The sequence below is a fragment of the Streptococcus sp. HMSC064H09 genome, from assembly GCF_001812625.1.
GTDB lineage: Bacteria > Bacillota > Bacilli > Lactobacillales > Streptococcaceae > Streptococcus.
In genome coordinates this window covers 60,567-84,860 of record NZ_KV809550.1, presented here as the reverse complement: position 1 = coordinate 84,860, position 24,294 = coordinate 60,567, and the positions used below count along the sequence as shown (strand labels likewise).

25 protein-coding genes are annotated in these 24,294 nt (G+C 39.3%); 9 read left to right on the top strand and 16 right to left on the bottom strand.

All coding sequences use genetic code 11. The features are described 5' to 3' along the window. Positions 1-174: 174 nt before the first annotated feature. Both HMPREF2867_RS00465 and HMPREF2867_RS00460 read right to left on the bottom strand, forming a co-directional pair. Positions 175-570 (bottom strand): DUF4430 domain-containing protein, encoded by a 396-nt coding sequence (locus HMPREF2867_RS00465; protein WP_048790740.1) that lies wholly within the window; start codon positions 568-570, stop codon positions 175-177. Next, entirely contained in the window at positions 567-1,040 is a 474-nt protein-coding gene (locus HMPREF2867_RS00460; protein ID WP_021147012.1) for a substrate-specific component CbrT of cobalamin ECF transporter, read from the bottom strand. The genes HMPREF2867_RS00465 and HMPREF2867_RS00460 overlap by 4 nt, the downstream gene beginning before the upstream one ends. A gap of 289 nt (positions 1,041-1,329) precedes the next feature. On the opposite strand from HMPREF2867_RS00460, the gene HMPREF2867_RS00455 reads away from it, so the two are divergent. From HMPREF2867_RS00455 to HMPREF2867_RS00440, 4 genes are all read left to right on the top strand, one after another. Further along, on the top strand, positions 1,330-2,058 hold the full coding sequence (locus HMPREF2867_RS00455) for a metal ABC transporter ATP-binding protein (RefSeq protein WP_002890643.1): 729 nt from the start codon (positions 1,330-1,332) through the stop codon (positions 2,056-2,058). Continuing rightward, on the top strand, positions 2,048-2,887 hold the full coding sequence (locus tag HMPREF2867_RS00450) for a metal ABC transporter permease (RefSeq protein ID WP_021147014.1): 840 nt from the start codon (positions 2,048-2,050) through the stop codon (positions 2,885-2,887). The genes HMPREF2867_RS00455 and HMPREF2867_RS00450 overlap by 11 nt, the downstream gene beginning before the upstream one ends. A 19-nt stretch (positions 2,888-2,906) precedes the next feature. Further along, entirely contained in the window at positions 2,907-3,833 is a 927-nt protein-coding gene (locus HMPREF2867_RS00445) for a metal ABC transporter substrate-binding protein (protein WP_048790738.1), read from the top strand. Positions 3,834-3,912: 79 nt separating this feature from the next. Next, entirely contained in the window at positions 3,913-4,560 is a 648-nt protein-coding gene (locus HMPREF2867_RS00440; RefSeq protein WP_048790737.1) for a metal-dependent transcriptional regulator, read from the top strand. Between the two features lie 50 nt (positions 4,561-4,610). Here the strand turns inward: HMPREF2867_RS00440 and htpX are convergent, their stop codons facing one another. The 9 genes from htpX to HMPREF2867_RS00395 form a co-directional block, all read right to left on the bottom strand. Then, on the bottom strand, positions 4,611-5,510 hold the full coding sequence (gene htpX / locus HMPREF2867_RS00435; protein WP_048790736.1) for a zinc metalloprotease HtpX: 900 nt from the start codon (positions 5,508-5,510) through the stop codon (positions 4,611-4,613). A 1-nt stretch (position 5,511) separates the two neighbouring features. Next, positions 5,512-6,072, bottom strand: coding sequence for a LemA family protein (locus HMPREF2867_RS00430; protein WP_070438911.1), 561 nt, complete (start codon positions 6,070-6,072; stop codon positions 5,512-5,514). A 150-nt stretch (positions 6,073-6,222) separates the two neighbouring features. After that, positions 6,223-7,224 (bottom strand): DNA/RNA non-specific endonuclease, encoded by a 1,002-nt coding sequence (locus HMPREF2867_RS00425; RefSeq protein ID WP_070574950.1) that lies wholly within the window; start codon positions 7,222-7,224, stop codon positions 6,223-6,225. Positions 7,225-7,370: 146 nt separating this feature from the next. Next, positions 7,371-10,430, bottom strand: coding sequence for a YSIRK-type signal peptide-containing protein (locus HMPREF2867_RS00420; protein ID WP_256263046.1), 3,060 nt, complete (start codon positions 10,428-10,430; stop codon positions 7,371-7,373). A 505-nt stretch (positions 10,431-10,935) separates the two neighbouring features. After that, positions 10,936-11,871, bottom strand: coding sequence for an Rpn family recombination-promoting nuclease/putative transposase (locus HMPREF2867_RS00415; RefSeq protein ID WP_070574948.1), 936 nt, complete (start codon positions 11,869-11,871; stop codon positions 10,936-10,938). Between the two features lie 81 nt (positions 11,872-11,952). After that, the gene (locus HMPREF2867_RS00410) at positions 11,953-13,683 is read right to left on the bottom strand and encodes a DNA/RNA helicase domain-containing protein (protein ID WP_070574945.1); all 1,731 of its coding nucleotides are present in this window, start codon (positions 13,681-13,683) and stop codon (positions 11,953-11,955) included. Next, on the bottom strand, positions 13,680-14,018 hold the full coding sequence (locus tag HMPREF2867_RS00405) for a nucleotide pyrophosphohydrolase (protein ID WP_070574942.1): 339 nt from the start codon (positions 14,016-14,018) through the stop codon (positions 13,680-13,682). The genes HMPREF2867_RS00410 and HMPREF2867_RS00405 overlap by 4 nt, the downstream gene beginning before the upstream one ends. Positions 14,019-14,136: 118 nt before the next feature. Further along, the gene (locus HMPREF2867_RS00400) at positions 14,137-14,901 is read right to left on the bottom strand and encodes an SDR family NAD(P)-dependent oxidoreductase (RefSeq protein WP_070574939.1); all 765 of its coding nucleotides are present in this window, start codon (positions 14,899-14,901) and stop codon (positions 14,137-14,139) included. Between the two features lie 31 nt (positions 14,902-14,932). Beyond that, the gene (locus HMPREF2867_RS00395) at positions 14,933-16,090 is read right to left on the bottom strand and encodes an Mbeg1-like protein (protein WP_070574937.1); all 1,158 of its coding nucleotides are present in this window, start codon (positions 16,088-16,090) and stop codon (positions 14,933-14,935) included. A 110-nt stretch (positions 16,091-16,200) separates the two neighbouring features. Between HMPREF2867_RS00395 and HMPREF2867_RS00390 the strand changes: the two genes are divergently transcribed. Further along, a complete protein-coding gene (locus HMPREF2867_RS00390) occupies positions 16,201-16,827 on the top strand; it encodes a Pr6Pr family membrane protein (RefSeq protein WP_070574934.1) in 627 nt (208 codons plus the stop codon). 37 nt (positions 16,828-16,864) lie between these two features. Here the strand turns inward: HMPREF2867_RS00390 and HMPREF2867_RS00385 are convergent, their stop codons facing one another. Further along, positions 16,865-17,707, bottom strand: a complete 843-nt coding sequence (locus HMPREF2867_RS00385) for a Cof-type HAD-IIB family hydrolase (protein ID WP_070574931.1) — start codon at positions 17,705-17,707, stop codon at positions 16,865-16,867. Between the two features lie 152 nt (positions 17,708-17,859). Between HMPREF2867_RS00385 and HMPREF2867_RS00380 the strand changes: the two genes are divergently transcribed. The 4 genes from HMPREF2867_RS00380 (at position 17,860) to HMPREF2867_RS00365 (ending at position 20,569) form a co-directional block, all read left to right on the top strand. After that, positions 17,860-18,249: a sodium transporter gene (locus tag HMPREF2867_RS00380; RefSeq protein ID WP_070574928.1), complete on the top strand. Its 390-nt coding sequence runs from the start codon at positions 17,860-17,862 to the stop codon at positions 18,247-18,249. Positions 18,250-18,439: 190 nt separating this feature from the next. Next, positions 18,440-19,342 (top strand): glycoside hydrolase family 25 protein, encoded by a 903-nt coding sequence (locus HMPREF2867_RS00375; RefSeq protein WP_037597645.1) that lies wholly within the window; start codon positions 18,440-18,442, stop codon positions 19,340-19,342. 112 nt (positions 19,343-19,454) lie between these two features. Further along, a complete protein-coding gene (locus HMPREF2867_RS00370) occupies positions 19,455-19,928 on the top strand; it encodes an aminoacyl-tRNA deacylase (protein WP_070574925.1) in 474 nt (157 codons plus the stop codon). Positions 19,929-19,930: 2 nt separating this feature from the next. Beyond that, positions 19,931-20,569 carry a histidine phosphatase family protein gene (locus HMPREF2867_RS00365; RefSeq protein WP_002890596.1) on the top strand — a complete coding sequence of 213 codons (639 nt, stop codon included), beginning with the start codon at positions 19,931-19,933 and terminating at the stop codon, positions 20,567-20,569. A gap of 99 nt (positions 20,570-20,668) precedes the next feature. On the opposite strand, the gene HMPREF2867_RS00360 is transcribed toward HMPREF2867_RS00365, so the two are convergent. The 4 genes from HMPREF2867_RS00360 to HMPREF2867_RS00345 all read right to left on the bottom strand — a co-directional run bounded on the left by HMPREF2867_RS00360 (position 20,669) and on the right by HMPREF2867_RS00345 (position 24,175). Continuing rightward, positions 20,669-21,088: a hypothetical protein gene (locus HMPREF2867_RS00360; RefSeq protein WP_070574922.1), complete on the bottom strand. Its 420-nt coding sequence runs from the start codon at positions 21,086-21,088 to the stop codon at positions 20,669-20,671. Positions 21,089-21,145: 57 nt separating this feature from the next. Continuing rightward, positions 21,146-22,048, bottom strand: coding sequence for an HAD family hydrolase (locus tag HMPREF2867_RS00355; RefSeq protein ID WP_037600396.1), 903 nt, complete (start codon positions 22,046-22,048; stop codon positions 21,146-21,148). A gap of 320 nt (positions 22,049-22,368) precedes the next feature. After that, entirely contained in the window at positions 22,369-22,848 is a 480-nt protein-coding gene (locus HMPREF2867_RS00350) for a hypothetical protein (protein ID WP_070574919.1), read from the bottom strand. Positions 22,849-22,861: 13 nt separating this feature from the next. Beyond that, positions 22,862-24,175, bottom strand: coding sequence for a LysM peptidoglycan-binding domain-containing protein (locus tag HMPREF2867_RS00345; protein WP_070574916.1), 1,314 nt, complete (start codon positions 24,173-24,175; stop codon positions 22,862-22,864). Between the last annotated feature and the right edge of the window lie 119 nt (positions 24,176-24,294).

The window sequence follows — 24,294 nt, the reverse complement described above, 5'->3', positions numbered from 1 at the left end:
ACCTTATTCTCCTTACTTTATGTAGTACCCTCTTATCATATCACTTTTAAAACAAAAGTAAACTATTTTCCTTTAAATCGTCAGTTATTTTGCAATTTTCCGACTTTTTCAAATAAATTTTCAAGGCTATTTCCGAACTTTATTAAAAAAGACTCTGAAACAGAGTTCAGAATCTTAATTATACTTTTCTTGATAGAATTTGATTTCATCGCCATCTTCAACCTTAAGTTGGTTGGCTGCTTTTTCACCTAGTTTACCATTGACATCAAACATCCAATAGATCCCCTTATCTTTATCTTGAGAAATACCATCAATCTCAGTGATGAAGCCATCGTTTTCTTGAACAGGATATACCTCTTCCAATACATCAAGCACTGTATCACCTTTTTGGATTTCTACTGATTTTTTCTTACTTTCCTTATCTGTTTTCAAAATCAAAGTCACTTGACCTTGAACCTTAGACTGATGATTATTTGTGCTGCTAGTAAGTTTAGCTGCCTCATTTTTTCCACAGGCTGCTAGAGTAACAAGTGATAAAGCAAGAAAAATATATGTCAATAATTTTTTCATTTCAAAAACCTCCTAAAAATAGACTGGATGAATGGATAGAATAGAAGCGTCGATACTGCATGATAGGTGTCGTAAAGCAGACCAGAAATAACAAAGGTAATCCCACTTCTAAATAGGAGGCCATAGCTATAATCCATGAGAACCCCATAGAGAAAGGACAAGAGAGTTACCAAAGCAATCTGCCAAACAAGTGACAACCTAGGTGCAATCAAACTCCAAAGAGCCATCAAGACGCCGAAGGCAAGAATCTGATTAAAGACCCAAGGACCAAAACCAAAGATGAATCCTGAGATGGACATGGTTAAAGCCATAATCAAGAGACCATCTACCAAACCCAAGTAAAGAACAGCCACAAAAAACATAGCTGTAATAGGCTGAATATTTGGCAATCCTATAAATGCCGACCGCAATCCTACTGCCAGAGCTGACAAAATGGCTATTCGAGCCATTCGTTGAATCGTTAGTTTCATACATATATTATGCCAGAAATAAGGAAATATGACTAGTTTTTCAAAATAAAAACTAAAGATTTCTTGAAATACAGAGTAAGATCGTACAAATTGAAGAAAATAATGTCCCTTGTTGCCTCTCCCAAATATCAAACGGTTTGAGCAGGCTGAATATTTGATATAAAAAGTTTACTCTCATTCACTATCCTCTGTCATCTTGACAACAGTAAATAATTAAGTTTGATTAATTATAAAAGTTAACTTGACTTATTTTTTATTTTAAAGTATATTAAACTCAAGGAGGTAGCTAATGATTCAAATTGAAAATATTAATGTGTCTTACCAACAGACATTAGCTCTGGATAATATCACCTTAAACTTGGAGGGACCTAGTATTACTGGGATTATTGGACCAAATGGTGCTGGTAAATCAACTCTAATTAAAGCATTAATTGGTATTATTCCTCACTCTGGAAAAATCCTTTTCAATAAACAACCTATTCGTCAGCAATTGAATCGTATTTCCTATGTTGCACAGAAGGCTGATATTGATTTTAACTTTCCGATTACTGTCAGAGAGTGCATCTCTCTAGGACTCTATCCCAAAACCAAGTTCTTTAAACGTCTATCTAAGAGTGATTGGTCTAAGGTCACAGATGCTTTAACACTACTTGGTCTAAATGATTTGGCCCATCGACAAATAAGCCAATTATCAGGAGGGCAATTTCAACGTGTTCTAATCGCTCGTTGTCTTGTACAAGAGGCTGATATTATTTTATTAGATGAACCCTTTGTAGGGATTGACTCTGTTAGCGAAGATATTATCATGAACACCTTGAGAGAACTTAGGGACAAAGGTAAGCTTATTCTTATTGTCCACCATGATTTGAGCAAAGTTCCTCATTATTTTGACCAAGTTATCCTCCTAAATCGTAAACTGATTGCTAGTGGGCCTACTAATCTTGTTTTTAATGAGGATAATCTCCGTAAAACCTACGGTAACAGTTTATTTTATAAAGGAGATGTAAATGATTTCTGAATTTATTGATGGTTTGCTAAATTTCCACTACTTACAAAATGCTCTTATAACGGCTTTAGTTATTGGAATTGTCGGAGGGGCTGTTGGTTGTTTTATTATTCTAAGAGGCATGTCGCTTATGGGTGATGCGATTTCACATGCGGTTTTACCCGGCGTAGCTACTTCCTTTATCTTGGGTATTAACTTTTTCATAGGAGCCATCATCTTTGGACTTTTAGCTTCTACAATGATTACCTATATCAAAAGCAATTCCATTATTAAGAGTGACACGGCAATTGGGATTACCTTTTCGAGCTTTCTAGCTCTCGGTATTATTCTCATCGGTGTTGCTAATAGTTCCACAGATCTCTTTCATATTCTCTTCGGGAATATTCTAGCTGTACAAGACATGGATATGTGGATAACGATTATCGTTTCACTTCTCGTACTAGCAACTATTACAATCTTCTTTCGCCCTCTACTCCTAACATCCTTTGATCCAATTTTGGCCAAGTCTATGGGAGTTAAGGTCACCTTCTACCACTACTTACTTATGGTTATTCTAACTTTGGTTTCTGTAACTGCCATGCAGAGTGTTGGCACTATTCTTATTGTGGCACTTTTAATTACACCGGCTGCCACTGCCTACCTTTATGTTCATAGCCTAAAAACAATGATTCTTCTCTCATCAGGATTGGGGGCTCTGGCATCTGTTCTAGGTCTTTTTATCGGCTATAGTTTTAATATTGCAGCTGGTTCGAGCATTGTATTAACGTCTGCTCTACTCTTTCTCATCAGCTTTTTCATCGCCCCAAAACAAAGTGGCATGAATAAAACTTCTAAACAATAAAAAATAGGATGAAAATAATATGAAAAAAATACTATCAACAATAGTACTACTACTTTTAGCGGTAGTTACTCTAACAGCTTGTACCAATAAACAAGGCAGTAACAAGGATAAATTACGAGTCGTTACGACCAATTCCATTATTGCTGATATCACCAAAAATATTGCCGGAGATAAAATCACTCTCCACAGTATTGTCCCCGTTGGTAAGGATCCTCACGAATACGAACCCCTTCCTGATGATGTAAAGAAGACATCGCAAGCTGACTTGATTTTTTACAACGGTATCAATTTAGAAACTGGTGGAAATGCTTGGTTTACTAAGTTAGTCAAGAATGCTCATAAGACAGAAAATAAAGATTATTTTGCAGTTAGTGATGGTGTTGAGGTGATTTATCTTGAAGGTCAGTCAGAAAAAGGTAAAGAGGATCCCCACGCTTGGCTTAATCTGGAAAATGGGATTATTTATGCTCAAAATATTGCCAAGCAACTGATTGCTAAGGACCCTAAAAACAAGACCTACTACGAAAAGAATCTAAAATCCTATACTGACAAACTTAGTAAACTGGACCAAGAAGCTAAAGAAACATTTAACAAGATTCCCGATGAGAAAAAACTGATTGTCACTAGTGAAGGATGCTTCAAATACTTCTCAAAAGCCTATGGCGTACCATCTGCCTACATCTGGGAAATCAATACAGAAGAAGAAGGCACACCAGACCAAATCAAAACACTCGTGGAAAAACTACGTCAAACAAAGGTACCAGCTCTCTTTGTCGAATCTAGTGTCGATGAACGCCCTATGAAAACAGTATCTAAGGATACCAATATTCCTATCTATGCAAAGATCTTTACAGATTCTATTGCTGAAAAAGGGCAAAACGGTGACAGCTACTACAACATGATGAAATATAATCTGGATAAAATCACCCAAGGCTTGAATCAGTAAAAATCTTATCTAAGATATGTTCTGTATTCTTCTGATAAATCTGTTATACTAAGATGAGACTATTTTCAAAGGAAGAGAAATGACACCTAATAAAGAAGACTACCTCAAATGTATCTATGAGATTGGTACTGAAGAAGGCAAAATTAGTAATAAGGAAATTGCGAACCGCATGCAGGTGTCTCCACCTGCTGTGACAGAAATGATTAAGAAATTGATTTCAGAAGGCCTTATCATCAAAGATAAAGCCAAGGGCTACCTCCTAACGGAAACAGGTACAATCAACGTTGCTGAACTCTATCGGAAACATCGCCTCATCGAAGCCTTTTTGGTGGACCACTTGCAATACACTTGTGATCAAATTCATCAAGAGGCAGAAATTTTAGAGCATACTGTCTCTGATCACTTTATCAATGCCCTTGACCGCCTACTCAATTACCCCAAAACCTGTCCACACGGTGGGCAGATTCCTAAATCAGGTCAGCTCATAGAGGAAATCTACAACCAGACTTTTACACAAGACCTTGCTCCTGGAGACTATGTCCTTCGTCGAGTTCAAGATCAAATTGATCTACTCCATTATTTGAAGACTGTCGGTCTTAAAATTGGAACACCTTTTACCTTTGAAGGCTTTGACCCTTTTACACTACTATACCGCCTGAATATTGATGGAAAAGAAATTCAAATTCCAGAAACTGTTGCTAGCAACCTTTATATTGAATCAAACTAAAAAAGCGAGGCTGATGAACACACTTAGAAGTGTCATCAGCCTCACTTTTTTTACATTTGTTTCAAGCGTTCCACCCGTTCTGAAATTGGGGGGTGGGTATAAAAGAGCTTCTGCAAACCAGATTCTTTTTTAGGGTCATTGATAAAGAGGGCTGCGCTAGCATCATCCACATGATGTTGCATTGGCGCACTATTATCAAGTTTAAGCAGAGCATTAATCATACCTTGTGGGTTACGTGTCAATTCGACGCTAGAAGCATCAGCTAAAAATTCACGCTGGCGTGAAATAGCCAACTGAACCAAGGTAGCTGCCAAAGGCGCAAGAATAATGGCAATCAAGGAAATAATGAGAAGAATAATTTCCAAACCGCTGCTTCCATTACGGTCATCATCATTTCTACGACGGCCTCCACCCCAGAACATCATATTACGAGCCATCCCAGCTAGCATGGTAATGGCAGATGCTAAGGCAACTGCTATGGTAGAGATTCGGATATCGTAGTTGCGAATATGACTCACTTCATGTCCAATAACTCCTTCAAGTTCCTCACGATTCATAACCGCAAGAAGACCTGTTGTAGCAGCTACAGCAGCATTTTTAGGGCTAGATCCCGTTGCAAAAGCATTCATTGAAGGATCATTGACAATAAAGACACGTGGCATTGGGATTTGAGCCACCATAGCCATGTCCTCGACCACATGATAAAGGTTCGGAGCGGTTTGTTCATCAACCTCTCGTGCACCATTCATAGCCATAACGACATTGGTTGATTGGAAAATCATGGTAACAGCATAGATAAAACCGATAACTAGAGCAAGAATCAGACCACCGAAGCCTGAACCTAACCAAAGATAGCCGACACCGTAACCAACAAGACCCAACAAGAGGAAAAAGACCAGGAGCAAAAGCCAAGTCTTTCTCTTATTTCGAGCAATCTGATCAAATAACATATTAGTTACCTAGTCCACTGAAATCAACCTTAGGAACAGCTTTTTCTTCTTCTGGTGTTTCAAGGAATTCAGCAGCCTTAAAGCTAAACATTTTAGCAATAACATTGCTTGGGAAAGTTTCCAATTTCACATTGTAGTTACTTGTCACACTGTTATAGAGTTGGCGCGAATAGGCAATTTTATTTTCAGTGTTCGTCAACTCTTCTTGAAGCTGGCTGAAGTTGGCACTAGCCTTAAGATCAGGGTAACTTTCAGCTACGGCAAAGATTCCAGAAACCTGACGAGTCAATTCATCACTGGCACGCATAGCTTCTGCAGGAGAAGTCGCAGCTGCTACTTGATTACGAAGTTCTGCTACTTTTTCAAGCGTTGAACCTTCATATTTAGCGTAACCTTTAACTGTTTCAATCAAGTTAGGAAGAAGGTCATTACGACGTTTCAATTGAACATCAATTTGACTCCATGCCTCCTTGGTTTGCATACGGCTTTTAACCAAGCCGTTATAACTTGCAATAATAAAAATCACAAGAACAACAATAATGGCAATAATAATCCAAATCATATTTAGTTTCCTTTCTTATGCTTAAAAAGAGTCAGTACGACTTCTCTTACAAATATTTTGATAGTCTCAGTATATCAAATTTTCAGATAAAAGTGGTAAAATGTGAGCCGTTTTACAAAAAAAATGGACATCTTGTCCAGCTTTCTTTTATTACTCTTTAGACGTGTGTCGTTTGCCTTGGGCTAGGGCATCTGCTTCTGTCATAGTAACGACATTTGCTTTGTTGGTGTTGCTAGTCATACTATTGATGTCATACCAATAAACATCTGCTGTTCCATGACGCGCCACATAAACTGTTCTATTCTCTTCTTGTATAGGTTGCACAGGCTCTGGTTCAGAACTTGGTTGTTCAGTCACCTGTGAACTCTCAGAACTAGGCTCAGATGGTGCTTCAGTAAATTCAGTTACCGTATTTGTTGCTGTCCCATCTGCATAATTGATTTCTGCATTTGGTGATTGGTTATCTAAGACAACATGTGTGACTCCCTGACTATCAAGAGTCTCCTTATCTCCACCAAGTTTAATTTCCAAGAGATTTCCAGAACTATCGATACCAACATACTGAAGTTCCACTTGACGAGGCAACAACTCGTCTCCACTGTAGATAGCTGTTACCTTATAATCTAACCAATAGTTAGGGTGGAGTGCCAGCCAGTTATCCAAGCGATTCTCGTAATAAAGCATGCCTGACTGATTACCTTCATCGGTTCCTTTATAATTTCCAGAGTTCAACCAGGCAGTCATAGGTACTAAATTCTTGCCCTCGTCATTGACTCCAGAAAACTGATAGCCAATCAAATGTCCTCGATTCATTAACCAAGATTTTGATTTACCATCGCCATAATAAAACTTATAGTTATGCCATCCTACAGGATCATATTTTATTTTACCGGGGCGTTTATTCTTTGGCTCGTCCTTATCTTGTAACTGTATATGAGCACTGTGGGCACGTCCTAACTGGTCCTTTTCCTCCATGACAAACTGCTTTTGACCATTAAAAGCTAATATACCATTGTTCTCATCCGCTTGAGCTACTTGAGAGCTTACAGTCAACGATTGTTTGCTAGTATCTACTGAAAATCCGAAACCTAAAGTAAATACTAAAACAAGAAGAGCAAATAAACGAATCCTACTATTTCTTTTTTCTTTCATTATCTTAACTCCTTAATTTTTTATCACTTTAATTATACAGGACCAAATCAAAGTGGATGATTAAAAATAAAGAATAATGATATTAGCCATCTTAGAACTTGCTTAAAAAACAAGAAACATCCATTTTCTTGGATCCTTCTTACCTATTATTTACCTGCTTTTTTACCTTGTTTTGTAAGGTAAACTGTAGATATACTTAGTGCCGCAGCAACTCCGACAAGAAGGAAGACCGTTGTCGTATTAGACTTACCTTTTTCTTTTGAAGTGCTAGCTTGGCTTTCAGAACTCTTGGCCACCTGTTTTGCCTCAGTTGCTTTATCAATACGGGCGACATTCTTAGGTGTGTCATCCTTCTTGCTTTCCGCCAATTCTGACAAATCACTGCTAATCTCTTTGGCAACACCTTCAGAGCTTGTAAGTGATGCCGCTTCTGAGGCTAATGTTTCAGAGGCCATAACCGCCATAACTTTACTTGCAATCACATCCACAGACTTCTCATTCAAAAGAGAATTAAAGCGAATAGCTTCTGAGGCGAGCTGACTACTTGTTACAGAGATTTTTAGGTCATTGTTATAAGCGACCTGACTATTTGGCGAGATGCTGACAACTTCAGATGTACGTGCTGTTGTTGGAGCTTCAGAAACTTTGACATCAACCTGACTTGTTGAACCCTTTTCAATAACTTCTGAAGAAACCTCGCTAATCGGATCCTTTTGTGTACTTTCTGAAGTTGGAGATGTCTCTGGGCTGTCAGAAGTAATTGCTACGTCAACCTGACTAGTAGATGAAGCTACTGAAGTTGCCTCATTCTTTGGTGACTCAGAGGCTGGAGCAGTTGAACTTGCTTCACTCTTTGGTGTTTCTGATGCTGAAGTCTCGGAGATTACCTCACTGTTAGATACTTCAGAAACTGGAGTGCTTGAACTTTCCTCACTCTTTGGGGTTTCTGAAACTGAAGTCTCGGAAGCTACTTCACTGTTTGATGCTTCAGAAACTGGAGTGCTTGAACCTCCCTCACTCTTTGGTGTTTCTGAAACTGAGGTCTCGGAGATCACTTCACTGTTAGATACTTCAGAAACTGGGGCGCTTGAGGTTTCCTCACTCTTTGGTGTTTCTGAAACTGGTGCTGATGAACTTACCTCACTCTTTGGCGATTCGGAAACTGAAGTCTCTGAGACTGGATTATTGACAGGTTTTGTTGGAGAAACTACTGAGACAGCCCCAACAATCGTCGCCTTATTGTCAATCGTATTATTAGATAAACGGATTTCTCCATTACCATTGTCACCCATCTCAAAGTTTTTGGTAATCACTGGATCAGCCAAGGTATTCAATAGCTTATTATCGTAGACATCGACATTCTTGATTGTTCCACGAACTTGTTGGAAATCAATGGCACCACGATGGAGGTTATAGAGGTCATTAGTTGTCCCTGAACGTAGAATGGTATTGTCATGAATCTTAATTCCAGAATCATTGAGGTCAAAATTGTGACCTGCAAAGACAGTGTTTACACGGATACCTGCTCCAGCAAAGACGTCCTTGATGAGGTTTCCTGAAATTTCATGCCCCTTACCACCAAAAATACCGATACCAGCCGCACGCCAGCCTGATTCAATGGTATTGTTGAGGAATTTATTATTTTCCTCAGCTGCGGCATTTGTACCATCTGAAATACTTGACCAGATAGCTAAACCATCATCACCATTCCCACGGATATTAGAGTTTTTAACTGTTGAATTCTTGGTTCCTTGGGCAAAGTTAATACCATCAGCCAAGTTATTACGGATACGAGCATTTTCAACGACAAGACCATCCGTATACTTCATATTTCCCGTCTGGTCGTAGTCTCCAATCCACATACCGACTTCAAAATGCTGAACCCAAATGTCGTGAATTTTCGAATCCTTACCAAGTGTTCCCGAAATAGCTTTGTACTGTGCATCCTCGTTATAACGAGACGTCAAGTTGGAATCCATGTAAAGATTGCTCAACTCAATGCCATTACTATTATGACCGAAGACAATACCACCACCATAGCGTTTGTCACTTGTAAAGTGTAGTTGTGTATGCCAAACACCGGCACCTGAGATTTTTAGATTATCAGCTTCGATATTAACCTGTTTATCAAAATTGAAACGTCCTTCTGGAATATAGACAGATTTTCCGCTGGCTTTAGCTTCTTCTACAGCCGCAAGTAAGGCAGCTGTGTCGTCACTATCATCATTGGCAGAGGCACCCTTATCCACGATACTGATACTATTTTCACCTTGAGCAACAGGCGCTGGAGCCTGCTCTAGCTCAATAAAGTCAATACCGTAAGGGACATTGTCATCTTTCTTCTTAACTAGAGAAATCTTATCACCAGATTTCAATTGAATATCCTTGAGGAGGAGACGTGTCTCATCAAAACGAAAACGTGCACTGGAACCATCAATGGCTTGATCATACTCATGGTCCCCTTTAAGGTACTGCCATGCTGAGTGAGATGACAAATCAAGATTACCAACGCTTGAACCATTGACCTGCACATCCAACTGACCTGATGCACCATCAGGTATTGTATAACGGACATTCAAAGCATTGGCTGGCTCAGTGACATTGAAAGTAACTGCCGCATCCTTTTTAAGAAGCTCAACATAAGTTTGGTTAGTCGCTTCCACAGCCGTAGATTCCATGTCCGTTGACTGTTGGATTGTAGCACCATTTTCAACACTTGCATTCTCTGCCTCATGAGTCGTATAAGGCATCTTTGCACCGTAACCATCAGTGCTGTACTCCTTACCTTGACCTTGGTTCTCACTCGCATTGGTTAAGACATTTGCTGAAGTTTCTTGAGTTTGAGGGTTGTTTGCCTCAACCAATTGATCAATGGTCGGAGTCTGTTCAGCTGCTTGAACAGTTGTTACCTGAGGCTGAACTGGAGCAATGTTGGCAGGCTGTGACGCTTGCACAGTCTCAACTGATGCTGGTTCGGAAGTCGCCAATTGTGCCGTTGAAGCTGTTTGAGGTGTCTGTGCCTGATTTGAGGCATCAGTCAAATCACTAATCGATTGTGCCTCATCGGCCTGAGCCCCTTGCCCATTGGCAAGAGCCATGAAGCCAATCAAAGCCGATGCTGCCCCAATGGAATATTTTCGGATGCTGTACTTTGGTTTTGTTTTACTTTCTCTAAACAAGTTAATTCTCCCGATACTTTTTTTCACAATCTCTCCATTTTAGTTTTAAGCTATTCTCGAACTAAAAACAGAGACTCTTAAATATTTGATGTACTTAATGATGCTGTTGTTTCTTTAATCCAAAACAAACCAAAACAAATTATAAGTCATGAGAACACAAAATAAAAGGCTAAGTAATCCATTTTAACAAGGCCTTAACAAAAATGTCATATTAGAAAGTTCAGTTATTCATTTCTAAATTATAGTCTAAAAATGTCGCACAAAAAGGTAATTTCTTTCACGTGTAAGAAAGAGAAAACTCTAAACTTCCATAAAGGCTTATTTAGCAAGATTTATCGGCTAAAACAATCAAATTGTATTAAATCTGTTTTCTCAGATTTATGTCAAACGTTTGACAGTCTTTTTTAATTTTACGATTCAAAGTATTATTTTCCGAATGTTTAAGTATTACAAATGTTAAATACCCAAAAATAAAAAAAGAGACAAAAACTGCCTCTGACTTTTCAAATAAATGTTTATTCCTAACTGATTCTTACGATAACAATGTCTCTAATTCTTCAACCGATAAACCAGTCACATCCGATACTACTTCTAACGACAGACCTTTTGACAGCATCTTACGAATCAGTTCTAGTTGTCCCTCATAACGACCTCGTTCTAACCCTTGTTTAAGTCCACGCTCTAGTCCTTGCTCTAACCCTTGTTCCAAGCCTTCTTCACGTGCTTTATCGATAGCTGTTTCCATAGTCATGTCATAATTTTCTTGAATACGTATGCGTTCATCAATCATCGCCTTTTCCTCCTGTGTCCAGCTGGATGAATCCAGTAATGAATCGGCATGCGTGACCGCTTGACTAGGTTCCTTAGAAAATGGGAGATTTCCAAAAAACTCTAGCCACTGCCGCCCTTCATCAGTAATATGTTTACCTTTATTATACTTATCCAACTCTAAAAAGGCAATCTGAAGAAGGTTTTGCCGTTTCCCATCCTTATAGAAAGAATACAAAGGCTTGCCCGTCCGACTATTGGCCATCCAATAAGTATTAATCGGGGACTCCTCATCTGGCAACAAGGTCTTCTCCAAGATAGCTATACCATAGACCGGCTCCATCTGCTCATACATCTTATGCGTCTGTCCTTGTTGGCGTAATTGTTGCACATTTTCCACCAGCTGGTTAGCCAAATAATAATGAAAACGATTAAGAAAATAATGCTGCTTACGCACCTGAATCTCAATAATGACCTCAGTTCCATCATTCAACTTAGCCCGAACATCCACCGAGGTTGAAAAGAGCTCATCCTCGTCAAAATCCTTTTTATGAAGCTGTGTCCCCTCCAAAATCTGAGCATCCACAACATCCAAATTTAAAATATCTCGAATGAAAGCAACCGTCACCTCAGGCAGACTGAAAATCTTCTTGGCCATGATATCCAAGGTCGGTGAGACATGCTTGTGTCTTTTTTCCATTTACCTCTCCTTAAGAAAAAATAGAGGGTTGGCCCCTCTACTTCTATTATTCGGAAAAAGCTTTGGAATATGTAAGTTATCTTATTTTATCGCATTTTTTAATGCTTTTTGAAGTTCTTCATCAACCGCATAGACGTATAGCCCGTTTACCCCACGTGTCAACAAAACATTTAACTCATTTCTTAATAATGTTTCTCCATAGTTTATCATTTCACCTGTTTCAAGTTTTCTGTTTTGAACAGCACCTTTATTTTTACTCTTAGTAATATCAAATACGATTTTGCCATTTCTATATTTCACGGATGGTCCGATAATAACACCAACATAGTTCAAGTCAAATCCTTGAACTGTAAACGTAGAACCTATTTCATTAATTGTTTGAGGTTGTTCTATCCAGGATAAACGCTTAGAGTCTTTTTCTTTTGCAAGTTGTCTGTTCCACGGACAAGACCAGTCCCCGATACGGACACACCAATAGTCAGAATTCGTAGGTTTTGACTGACTACTATATTCCCAATCATATGTTGCTGTTAAGCGTGAAATTCCAAAATGCTTATTATCATCTTTTTTTATGATTGCATTTTGAAGCTCTTCAGGAGAGTCAAAAACTCTAATATCATAATCATTATCAAACGGAACTTCACCCACAACTCCAGCATCAATCAGATTTCTTATCCACTCAACCGTCTCCTTTGTTGCATGGATACGCATTTGATTATGTAGCGTAATGAGATTTCCTTTTAAATTAGCATCGTGTTCTAATTTCAAGAAAGAATCATCTGTCCATATTTGAGATTTGTTCATAATTTGATTCTCATCATAAACAAGTACGACTACTTTTGATTTAGCAAGTAAATCATTTAAATGATTCCCACCTAAATAAGCTTGATTTTTTGCAGTCAACAATAAATGGCCTTCATCAACCACTACAATTCCAGCATCGCTATTTTCTTTTTTCATAGCATTCAAAAATTGAGTTGGTTTCATCACAACATTAATATTCGAACCACTCTTCCATTCTAATTTTTTCTCAATTTCTTGGTAAACACTGAGTTGATCATCATGATTCACAACCAAATTGATATCATTGTTTTCACGAATCATCTGTGTGTCTTCTGAATTCAACAAATCATCGATGAGAGAACTCATCAAAACTGTTTTTCCTGCACCAGCATCACCCTTTACTAAAATTAAAACACCTGTCTCATTCTTACTGATGACTGATGTAATTTTGAACAATATTTCATTTTTGGCTCTCACTTGTTCATCTGTTAACTTATGAAATGGAGAGGATTTAAATATCGCTGAATTTCGAATAAAACTTTCTGCTGGGAATAAATAATGGTTTTTCCGATTTAGGGTTCTCCATATCTTTGAGAAAATTTCGTCTAATTCTTCAGAAGTATAATATTGATTTTGAGGATTTCCTCTTCTATTCTGAACCCTTTCAACTTGGTCAACACTTGATAGGTAGAGCATTAACCTATTCTCAATATCCAAGGTCAAAGATTTATTGAAATGGTTATGCCCAATGACAAACATTTTTGATGTTTTAGATTGTTCAAATTGTCGCCAGTCTTCTCTATCCTTCTTTATATCATCTGACAAATGCTGATTTGTTCTTCGAATAATATCTGTTGTTTCTCCAACATATACGCTGTATTTGTTTTTAGTTTCATCATTTACGATATATACAGTTGGATAATCAAAAATAAGCTTAGAATGTTTTGGTGCGATAGTTTCTTTTAATTGATCAAATGTTCGACTGGAATAGTCGATTTCTAATACTACGGGTGATTGAATTTTACTCATTTTTTCTCCAAGTCCGTATACTTTTTATTATTTCCTTTGCTTAATTCCACAGGATATTTTTTTGCATTTATTTCAATTTTTTCTTTTATAATTTCTTCTACATCCAGGTTCAAGTTATCTGCCATCATAAAAGAATAAATAAATACATCAGCAAGCTCTTCTCTAATTTCTTGTAGTGACTTTTCAACTACTTCTTCTGATTTTTTCCATTGAAACAACTCTAGGAGTTCACTTGCTTCCAATGATATAGAGATAGCTAAATCCTTTTCATTATGAAACTTTCTCCAATCACGTTCATCTCTAAATTGATTGATTCTATTCATTAATTCCTTCATTTTGTTACCTCAATATTGTCGTAATCCCTTACATTATAGCATTTTCAGAGTTTCTTTCATAGTTTTGGGAAAATTCAAACAAAAAAACACAGCTTGGTGCCATGTTTTTATCTTCTATTTATCCCCCCCTATAAATCGTAAACCCTGTGGCTTGTTGGTTAGCCATGATAGTCATGTCTGAAACCTGGACGCGTCGTGGTTGCTTGGTGACATAGAGGACTGCATCCGCAATATCTTGGGCTTGGAGGGCTTCCAAACCTTGATAGACCTTGGCTGCCTTGTCCTTGTCCCCGTGAAAGCGAACTTGTGAAAAGTCGGTCTCAACGATACCGGGCTGAATGGTTGTCACCTTGATATCTGTGGCAATGGTATCAATACGCAAACCATCGCTGAAAGTTTTCACTGCGGCTTTTGTAGCTGAATACACAGCTGCACCTGCATAGGCATAGATGCCCGCCGTAGAGCCCATATTGATGATATGGCCCACATTGGTAGCTACCATGCTTGGCAAAATCTGACGTGTCACCATCATCAAGCCCTTGACATTGGTGTCGAGCATAGTCAGCATGTCCCACTCCTCATAGTCTTGATAGGCTGTTAGGCCTAGTGCCAAGCCTGCATTATTGACCAAGACATGTACTTGCCCCACACTTTTGAGAATGGCTTGGCAAACATCCTTGACCATGTCCATATCGGTAACATCCAGTGCAAAGGTCCAAACTTTTTGATTGGGATAGGTTGCTTGGAGCTCTTCTTTCAAGGCTTGAAGACGCTCCACACGGCGACCTGTTAGGATGAGATTTTCTCCCTCTTTAGCAAAGGCACGCGCCGTTGCTTCGCCAATTCCTGATGTTGCTCCTGTAATAAGTACGTTTTTAGGCATGATATCCTCCACTCCTATAGTCCAGCTGCCCCTAATCGTTATTTGTCAATTCACCCAACTTCTTGATAAAATCAGGAAGTTCAAGCTTGGGCAGGGTAGATTTTTTATTTCCTGACTTCCAAAATATCCAGAGTAACTGGTTGAAACCGTCTTGCAAGACCTTCTTTTGTTTGTCCGAGAGATTGCCAAATTCTTGCAGCATCTGACCTATCTGTGGCAAGGCTTGGATGCCAATATCATCGAGGCTTTCAATACCTGAATCAAGGATGGTATCAAAAACCAAATCGCAAACTTGCTTGAGTTCTTGATTTGGCAAGGTCTCAATCCATTCTTGGAAGGTTTCTTCCAAACGTTGACTCAACTCTGTTGGCTGGTCCTCATAAACAAAATCATTTGTCACTAAATCAACCTCCCAAGTCAAGGCGTTATGTTGAGCAAATCCAATGCCTTCTGCTGCGACTAGCTGGGCAGGCCTATCCCAATAGAGCATAACCCCCACAACAGAATCTTGAGGTCTGATAACAGTCATCTTGGATTTCACCTCTTGGTAAGAAGGCTTTTCTAAGAGTGATTTCATCAACCCTGGAGAATCTAGGAGCAAGAGCTCTGCTATTTGCTCGCGTAGAGCAGTCGAGCCTTGAACAGCCGAATAGAGGGCAAGATTACCACCCTTGGAATGTCCAGAAACAGCGATATAGCCACTGAGTTTTGGCAAGTGCTCAGACAGAAAGGCAATAGCTGAGCGATGGGCAGGAATTTCCCGACTGTAGGTCAGCTGAAAATCCTCCTTCCAGCCAATAACACTATCATCTGTCCCACGAAAAACAATCTGCTGGTAGTCCAGTTCAGGCAGGCTAAAAATCATGGCTGCAAACTGCTTTTCGACTTCCTTGTCCAAGACACTACAGTAGTCACTTAGATTAAGTCCAGCGAAACGCTTCGACCTGACCATGGCTTCAGCCAAATCTACCCGTTCCTTAGTCACCATGAAGGTATACTCAGGATTTAGCTCTTTACCCTCGGCATAGTCATGTAAATTGATGGTTTTCTGTAAATCACTTGCTGTGAGGCATTTTTCATAAGTCAGGTAGCCAATTTCATTGATGCAAACTTTATCCAAGATATTAAGTGGCTCTTGGTCAAAAGGCATATCCTTAACCTTTTCAAGATAATCGATTAGATTGGACATAGTAATCTCCTTGAAGTCTTTCTTACTTTGATTTTACTAGAATTTTCAAAAAATTGTTAGTGAAAAATGTGATATGATAAGAGAGATTATTTATTAGGAAAAGGAAGCTTATGACTATTTCACGATTTTACCGTATTTTACTAGCTCTTTGTGGACTGATAGGAGTCTCTATCCAAATCCATGATGATGGTTGGGGCATGTTGCTCTACTACACCGTCTTGTCCAATATCCTCGTCTTTTCTAGTTTGATTTTCTTTATCATCTATGACTTCAAAAAAGGGGATGCGACGACTAACACAAAACTCTTGCGTTACAAGGGTGGCGTAACCATGGCCATCCTCATCACTGGAGTCATCTATCACATCCTCTTGGCTCCTATTACAGAACCTGAGAAATTCTGGACTCTCCGCAATTTCTTGGTTCACTATATTGTCCCTTGGGGATTGGTGCTTGATACCCTCATTTTCGATGCTAAGAAAGCCTACCGTCTCCGTGAACCAATTTACTGGTCCGTGGTCCCTCTGTCTTACTTTGCCTTTGCCCTTCTAAATGGCTTGGTTCTAAAACTCCCAATCCCAGGTGCCAAAGATAGCCCCTTCGCCTACTTCTTTATCAATGTCAATAAATTTGGTTGGAACAAGGTCTTGGTAAATGTCCTAGTCATCAGTGCCGGGTATATCGCTGTTGGCTATCTCTTGTACCTCTTGAAAAAATTTATCGGTCGTAAACCAGCATAAAACACAAACTGAGCTCCCAAACGGAACTCAGTTTTTTCTATTGCAATAAACCCAATTTCTCAAAAGCCTTGTAGAGGCCATCAGCTTCAACATCGTCTGTTACAAGGTCTGCCATAGCCAAGATTTCCGGCCCACCATTTCCCATGGCAACCCCAACCTCACAGTATTCCAACATTGGGATATCAATCTTTGCATCGCCAAAAGCAATGGTCTCCGAACGCTCAGCCCCCAAATGTTCCAAAAGGACATCAATAGCATGGGCCTTGTTAATATCCTTAACACCTAGATCACCAAACAAGGCTGTTTCACCTCGACCTCCCCAAGTATGGGCTTCAAGCTGTGGAAAAGCTTCTTTTGAATCTAGATGGTCCTGATAGGATTCTAAAACGAAACTGACCTTGTTTAGGTCATTACGGTAGAGTTCCCCACCAAACTTAAGACCATGAAAAAAATCTTCTGTTTTCTTACCAGCGACAGACTCTTCTGACTGCCCCTTTTGAATGGCGTAAGTCTTCATTGGCTCAAGTGCTCGCTCACGAAAATCAGGACTAGCAAAGAGACCATTATTGCTTTCCAGATAAAAGGCCAGATGACGTTGGGTCAACCAATCCACAATCTTAGTAGCGTCTTCCTTAGAAATCAGCTCATGCATAAGGACCTGGCCATGATGCTCCACATAAGAGCCATTGCCACCAATCATCCCATCTAAGCCAATCTCCCATAATTCTGGCTGCATTTCTGCCTTGCTACGACCAGTACAAACATAGACCAGATGGCCGTTTTCACGGGCCTGACGAATAGCCTTTACTGCTGATTCCGGAATGCGATTATGATAATCCACCAATGTCCCATCGACATCTAAAAAAATAAGTTTTGACATGATATTACCTCAAGTATTCTTTTCCCTTATTATACCTTTTATATTGATTTAAGAGATAGTATTATCCTTGGACAAACTGATACTATCCTACGATAGTATGCTTCTCAATCCAATGCATTGCCATTTTGCATGAAAGAAGCTATGATGAAAGTATGAATGATTTAAAAACACTACTGGATCACCTGCCCTATAAATTAGCAGCCTATGATGCCCAAGGAAACTTTCTCTATGACAATGGTGGCGCTGACGGTAGTTTCTTCCCCCGTGAGTCTGAAAATCTGCCTGATTGGATCATGTCTGAAGTGCTAGCCTCTCCTACCAAAGAAAGAAGTTATCAGATTCCAACAGACAGTTTTGATCAAGTCCTCATCCAAACCTACCAAGCTGCTATAGACAAAGATGGAAATGTCTTGGGATTTTGGGAGACCATCTATGATTTGAAGCAGCCTCTCAAAACCTATCTAGATAACTCTGCTCAAGCTCTTGTAGCCTGGTCGGATGCCACTAGTAGCGCTAGTTTCAAGGAGGAAACTGACTTTTAAGCTAAATTTCTTGCTTTAATAAATGAAAAATTCACTTAATTCAAGACTAGCTCAAAACACCCTTATTCATAAAATGTGCCTAAGTCAGTACTACAAAGGCTTTTTGGAAATCAGTCACTTTAATATCTCTCACAGAATTTATAAACACTCTATTTTGCATTTTTGCACTATTTAAGGTAAAATGGGAGTAATGAGAAAAAGAATAAAACCGATCGTTGTTTACGTGGTTCTAGCTCTTTTAGGATTAGCATTAGTTATTGCAAATATTCACAATACGTCCAAACAGCAGGCGCATCTTCAAAACGTGAAATCTGCTCTTCCTTATGCTACTACACCAAAAACAACAACCAGTAGTACATCTAGCAGTTCCGACGAGGAGCTGATACTCAATCCCATTATCGACCTTTCGGGGTGGCAACTACCTCAGGATATCGATTACGATGTCTTGTCAAATCATATTTCTGGTGCTATTATCCGCGTCTTCGGTGGATCACAGATTAGTAAGGATAGCAATGCCGCTAGTTCGAATGGGGTCGACAAATCTTTTAAAACACATATCAAAGAACTCAAAAAACGTGACGTTCCAGTTGCCGTCTATTCCTACGCTCAAGGTACTTCTGTTAAAGAGATGAAGGAAGAAGCTCGTATTTTCTACAAAAATGCTTCTCCATACAAACCTACTTATTACTGGATCGACGTTGAAGAAGAAACCATGTCCAACATGGAGCAAGGTGTTCAAGCCTTTCTCGCTGAGCTCAAACGTCTAGGAGCTGAAAACGTTGGTCTCTATATTGGTGCTTACTTCATGCTTGAGCAAGAAGTTTCAACTAAAAATTTTGATGCTGTTTGGATTCCAGCCTACGGTACCGATTCTGGTTATTATGAGGCTCTACCAAATACTGAAATCGACTATGACCTTCACCAGTATACGTCACAAGGAAGCCTGCCTGGTTTCGATAATATCCTAGATCTTAACCAAATCAATCCTGAGAAAAACAAACGTAAAACCTTTGAAAAACTCTTTGGTAAGATTAAGCAAAAACCAACTAAAAATAAGAAGACTACTTCGACAAGTTCATCTAGTAGTCAGTAAAAACCAGTGCCTTAGACACTGGTTTTCTTCTTGTCAAATTGGCTTAGGCGTGCTCGGACGAATGTGTTATAATGGATGGTAGAAATGTATAACTTTAAAAGGAGATATGACAATGGCTAAGAAAGGCAAAGTCAAGAAGACCTTGGTTGACCAAATTCTTGATAAAGCTAATATTGACCATGATAGCTTATCCTTCAATGGTTTAGAAGGAGAGCTTCCAGAAGATGTGGCGCGTGAGAGCATTTATAAAACCCTCGCGCTTAAGGGAGATAAGACAGGACCAGTCATCGGCATCGTCCCTATCACCGAACACCTGTCTGAAAAGAAATTAGCTAAAATTTCAGGGAACAAGAAAGTTCAAATGATTCCACAAAAGGATCTCCAAAAAACAACTGGCTATGTTCACGGAGCTAACAACCCAGTGGGAATTCGCCAAAAGCACAATTTCCCTATTTATATCGATCAATCTGCCCGAGAAGCTGGCTTCCTTATTGTCTCAGCGGGGGAAATTGGGCGTTCTATCCGTATCAATAGTCAAGATCTTGCTGATTTTGTTAATGCTGAATTTGCTGATATTAAGGAGTAATCATGAAACTGTATTTTGTACGTCACGGTAAAACCGAGTGGAACTTGGAAGGCCGACTTCAAGGCGCCAAGGGAGACTCGCCTTTGCTTAAAGAATCTATCGAACAAGTACGTGAGTTAGGTCACTATCTCAGTGACACACATTTTGACTTGATCTTCTCAAGTGACCTACCACGTGCTAAAAAAACCACTGAACTCATCATGGAGTCTCAAAAGCCTAAAGCTAAAGTTACCTACACTAAAGCTCTGCGTGAATGGCAACTTGGTAAACTGGAAGGGCAAAAAATTGCACTCGTTCAGGCCATCTATCCAAAAGAAATGGATGCTTTCCGTCATAACCTAGCCAACTTCCGTGCTAATGACTTCCAAGCTGAGTCTGTCTACCAGACAACCAAACGTGTGGCCGAATTTGTTAAAACACTTAAAGATAGTGATGCTAAAAATGTCCTCATCGTCGGTCACGGAGCTAACTTAACGGCTTCTATCCGTACACTCCTTGGTTTTGAACCTGGTCTTCTTCGTAAGGCAGGCGGTCTTGACAATGCTTCTGTCACTATTCTCGAAACCAATGATTTCGAGCACTTCACTCTTAAATGTTGGAATGATACGTCCTATATGGATGAACAAAACAAGATCAGCTAAATCAGCGACTGACTTCATAAGACAAGCGATCCTAAACAAGGGTCGCTTTTTAGCAGTCAAAAAGCCCTTAAATCTATTACTTTAAGAGCTTCACTTCCATTATTTCCACTTCGGTTCCTCTGGCAAACGGTCTAATTCTACACCAAAGCCTCGGGCCAAGTCATCCAATTCCTTTTCAAAAACGTCTAGTTCCTGTAAGACAAGTTCATACTGTCCCTCAGACAATAAACGCTTAAAACGAAGACCACGACTCAAAACAAATTCCATTTCTATTTGGACCGTTCTGTGTACATGTTCCCAATAGTTGTTAGCAAACCCTCTTTGCTTTTCCTCAGCATTAAGGTGGTCCACTAATGCATAATAGGAATCCCAAGCAACGCCCTTCATCTGCTCTGCATCTCTAATACCTTCGAAGAGATCGTCACGTTTGGCTTCGAGTGCTTCTACCTCTTTTCTCAAAGCCTCACGTTCAGCACTTAGTGCTTCAATATCATGTTTTAAGTTGTTGATTTCTACCATTTTCAAACTCCTTATCTCACGTTCTAGACAATAAAACGGCCATACGAGGCCGCTCTATTATCTTCCATATTTCATACGAAGGATTTTTTCCTGGTTCGCATTCAAACGAAGAAGGATAACCACTTTATCAATACTCATATTGCTCTCAAGAAGACGTTCAGCCGCCATCATAAGACCATTATTGATACCTAGTTGAAGGACTGGATTTTCATTATCATTGATATCAAAGATATATTTGTTATTTGGAAGATCGAAAAGGACTTTTACCGCTCCAAAGAGTTGCTCAAAATTGTCGATTTCCAAGTCGAAGACTGGCTTAGTACCTGGTTTGAGGCTACGTCCACGGTGGTTAAACCACATAGAATGCCAGCCACCATTGAAGGCACCCATGACATCATTGTCATAAGAATCTCCAACGTAGAGCGTCGTCGATGGATTCATATCAAATTGCTCAGCTGCGAGGTTGAAGATTTCCTTCTCAGGCTTTTGGAAACCTGTCGCCTGACTGACGATGACACGCTTAGGGTCCACATAATCATAAAGTCCCAACTTCTTGACCTTCTTAAGTTGGTGCTCTGTTGGTCCATTGGTAATAATACCCATAGGAACATTTTTTTCCTTGAGGAAATCAAGGGTCATGCGCATCTCATCAAGCATGGTGATATTCTCCAACTCATGCTCGTAAACCTCTTGGAAATGGTTACCCGTTTCTTCATCAATTTCACGGTAGCCAAACTCCAAAAGGGTCTCTTTACAGCGCCAAAAACGGAAATACTCAGTTGTCCACTCACCGGCCATTACACGTGGAAAACCAACATCAGAATAGTGGCGGAAACGAATGTAGGCTTGATTCATGTGGCTCATATCAAAGTCAGGGAAACATTTTTCCATGGCAATACGATAAGGTGCCTGTTGGTCATAAATAGTATCGTCAACGTCAAAAACAATAGAAGTAATCATCTGTCCGTTCTTTCTTATATCATTCTCTTGTCAGAGACTTAAATAAATTAGGAAACTAACAACTAAACTACTACATAAGTCAGCTCCTCATTTAATCTTCAGTCTTGCAAAAGTAAGCTTTTAGTCAACTGTCTAGGGCAATCTTACTCGTCTGTTTTTTAACTAAGATGCAATTGCCCAAACAGTCTTATTATACCGTTTTTACCCTTTCTTTTCAATTTTCGACCCCAACTTAAGGAAAGATTATTCGTGTTTTGAAGATAGAAAAAGGTTTGGAACAATTTGTCCCAAACCTAATGCATCTTGTCATATTTAGACGCTTATTTAATTTCTTTAAAGGTCATTTTTTGTTTGACTTCACCCTGACCACCTTTGGCAATCTGGTAATAGAAATCTTTTGATGTGAAGTGGTCGCCATAAGCAAAGACCTTGTTGTACTGCCATTGTGACAATTGATCGTCCTCTTTTTTACCGAGTGTCAATGTTGTTTTTGTCACACTGTATTCCCACTTAGCTGTTTGGTCATCATAGGCCTTGTCAAAATCAGTCTGACTCTTAGCAGCATTAACCACTGTCGTACGATCTTGACTCACAAGCGCCTTGTTCCCACCTTCTTGGAAGGCTACATACATGACACGATTATTGACCTCACCGTTTAGAGTACTTGAGTATTGGTAAACCTTACCAGGTACGACACTATCCAAATGGTGTGTTCCCCAGTAATAGAAAGCACCAAATCCAGCTCCCGTAACCAAGAGACAGGCGAGAACGACACTAATAATGATATTTCTCTTTGACATGTGCTGCCCCTCTCTATTCGTCACCAGTTAGGTCAGAGAAAGTTGCCTCTGAGTCTGTTTCAGTGTGGCTTGAAGAACTTGATGAAGAGCGTTCAATGCTTGATGAGCTTGAACTCATACGTGTTTCTGTTTGAGAATCATCACTTGATGAAGCCTTAGATTCAGATGATTTTTCAGTGCTTGATGATGAACTTTCTTTTTCTTTGTAAACATCAACGTTGAAAGCCCACTTATCACCCTTATAACTTACCTTAATTTGGGCATATTTTGCCTTGATAAGCTCTGACATTTTACCACCATTGTTAAGGGTGTCGTAAATCTTTTCAGCGAGAGCTTTGGCATTAGCTTCAGTTTTGGCACCATCTTTAGGAGCATTAGCAATATCTTCATCTTTAGCAGTTTCACCTTGACGGTAAAGAGCTGTGCTTTCAGTGTCCTTCTTAGCTGTAGCATTTGCACCAGTCTTATCACCTTCATGTGAGAAGAAAGTCCATGCAGGACTACCTGAGCGTTTTTGTTGGTAAACTTGTTCGAATTCACTTTGGACCTTGTCTTGGAAAGCATCATCAGTCAATTCTTTTTCTTTAGAACTTTCTGTACTTGCTTTGCTTTCACTACTGCTTGCTGTTGAGCTTGATGCAGAAGATGATGATGAAGATCCACTTGTTGAGCTTGATGAAGCATCTTTAGATTCTGATGATGACGAAGATGAGTCCTTGCCATCTTTAGAATCTTTAGTATCTTTGTCTTTATCGTTATTATTGTTAGTCGTGTTATTTGAGAATGAAACGCTATTGTCAGAATTATCTGGAGCGTAAATCACTGTATTCTTAGAATGGTCATCAGAGACAAAAGTGCTGTTATTGATAATCACTCGGTTGTTATCACCGTAGTAGTTGTTGATAACAATCTTAGAATGTGCACAACGGTAACCATTACCAGTCACATGGTAACCTGCTGGGACATCACCATCACGTTTCAAGATGAGGACATCACCTGCAAAGATAAGATCAATATTCTGAATATTGTTATCGTAGGCTAATTTTTCAATAGAAATTCCAGTCGCTTGAGAGATTCCCCACAAGGTATCTCCCCATTGAATCACGTACTGTTGACCATCTAACTGCTGTGGATTGATGTTCTGAGTTGTCAAATTATTTGTAATTTGTTCAGGTGTGCTGGCAATCCAGTTTGTAATATCAGCAGCGTGGGCACTCGTTTGATTTTGATAAAAGCTATCTGCTAACACAGATACCGTAGGCATCCCAATAGGTGCTAGTAAAGCGCCAAGCATCACGGCTTTACTAACATAATTTTTCTTTTTCATCGTATTTCCTCCTTATATCATACGAAACTTACTTTGCTATTGTACACCCTTTTTATTATATTTGTCAATAAATTCTATAACTTTCTAATCAAAGATTAATGCTAGTTAACGATTTGTCC

Bases quoted from the DNA above. Each gene is read 5' to 3' on its own strand.
- HMPREF2867_RS00465 (WP_048790740.1), bottom strand. From the start codon at position 570: ATGAAAAAATTATTGACATATATTTTTCTTGCTTTATCACTTGTTACT.
- HMPREF2867_RS00460 (WP_021147012.1), bottom strand. From the start codon at position 1,040: ATGAAACTAACGATTCAACGAATGGCTCGAATAGCCATTTTGTCAGCT.
- HMPREF2867_RS00455 (WP_002890643.1), top strand. From the start codon at position 1,330: ATGATTCAAATTGAAAATATTAATGTGTCTTACCAACAGACATTAGCT.
- HMPREF2867_RS00450 (WP_021147014.1), top strand. From the start codon at position 2,048: ATGATTTCTGAATTTATTGATGGTTTGCTAAATTTCCACTACTTACAA.
- HMPREF2867_RS00445 (WP_048790738.1), top strand. From the start codon at position 2,907: ATGAAAAAAATACTATCAACAATAGTACTACTACTTTTAGCGGTAGTT.
- HMPREF2867_RS00440 (WP_048790737.1), top strand. From the start codon at position 3,913: ATGACACCTAATAAAGAAGACTACCTCAAATGTATCTATGAGATTGGT.
- htpX (WP_048790736.1), bottom strand. From the start codon at position 5,510: ATGTTATTTGATCAGATTGCTCGAAATAAGAGAAAGACTTGGCTTTTG.
- HMPREF2867_RS00430 (WP_070438911.1), bottom strand. From the start codon at position 6,072: ATGATTTGGATTATTATTGCCATTATTGTTGTTCTTGTGATTTTTATT.
- HMPREF2867_RS00425 (WP_070574950.1), bottom strand. From the start codon at position 7,224: ATGAAAGAAAAAAGAAATAGTAGGATTCGTTTATTTGCTCTTCTTGTT.
- HMPREF2867_RS00415 (WP_070574948.1), bottom strand. From the start codon at position 11,871: ATGGAAAAAAGACACAAGCATGTCTCACCGACCTTGGATATCATGGCC.
- HMPREF2867_RS00410 (WP_070574945.1), bottom strand. From the start codon at position 13,683: ATGAGTAAAATTCAATCACCCGTAGTATTAGAAATCGACTATTCCAGT.
- HMPREF2867_RS00405 (WP_070574942.1), bottom strand. From the start codon at position 14,018: ATGAAGGAATTAATGAATAGAATCAATCAATTTAGAGATGAACGTGAT.
- HMPREF2867_RS00400 (WP_070574939.1), bottom strand. From the start codon at position 14,901: ATGCCTAAAAACGTACTTATTACAGGAGCAACATCAGGAATTGGCGAA.
- HMPREF2867_RS00395 (WP_070574937.1), bottom strand. From the start codon at position 16,090: ATGTCCAATCTAATCGATTATCTTGAAAAGGTTAAGGATATGCCTTTT.
- HMPREF2867_RS00390 (WP_070574934.1), top strand. From the start codon at position 16,201: ATGACTATTTCACGATTTTACCGTATTTTACTAGCTCTTTGTGGACTG.
- HMPREF2867_RS00385 (WP_070574931.1), bottom strand. From the start codon at position 17,707: ATGTCAAAACTTATTTTTTTAGATGTCGATGGGACATTGGTGGATTAT.
- HMPREF2867_RS00380 (WP_070574928.1), top strand. From the start codon at position 17,860: ATGAATGATTTAAAAACACTACTGGATCACCTGCCCTATAAATTAGCA.
- HMPREF2867_RS00375 (WP_037597645.1), top strand. From the start codon at position 18,440: ATGAGAAAAAGAATAAAACCGATCGTTGTTTACGTGGTTCTAGCTCTT.
- HMPREF2867_RS00370 (WP_070574925.1), top strand. From the start codon at position 19,455: ATGGCTAAGAAAGGCAAAGTCAAGAAGACCTTGGTTGACCAAATTCTT.
- HMPREF2867_RS00365 (WP_002890596.1), top strand. From the start codon at position 19,931: ATGAAACTGTATTTTGTACGTCACGGTAAAACCGAGTGGAACTTGGAA.
- HMPREF2867_RS00360 (WP_070574922.1), bottom strand. From the start codon at position 21,088: ATGGTAGAAATCAACAACTTAAAACATGATATTGAAGCACTAAGTGCT.
- HMPREF2867_RS00355 (WP_037600396.1), bottom strand. From the start codon at position 22,048: ATGATTACTTCTATTGTTTTTGACGTTGACGATACTATTTATGACCAA.
- HMPREF2867_RS00350 (WP_070574919.1), bottom strand. From the start codon at position 22,848: ATGTCAAAGAGAAATATCATTATTAGTGTCGTTCTCGCCTGTCTCTTG.
- HMPREF2867_RS00345 (WP_070574916.1), bottom strand. From the start codon at position 24,175: ATGAAAAAGAAAAATTATGTTAGTAAAGCCGTGATGCTTGGCGCTTTA.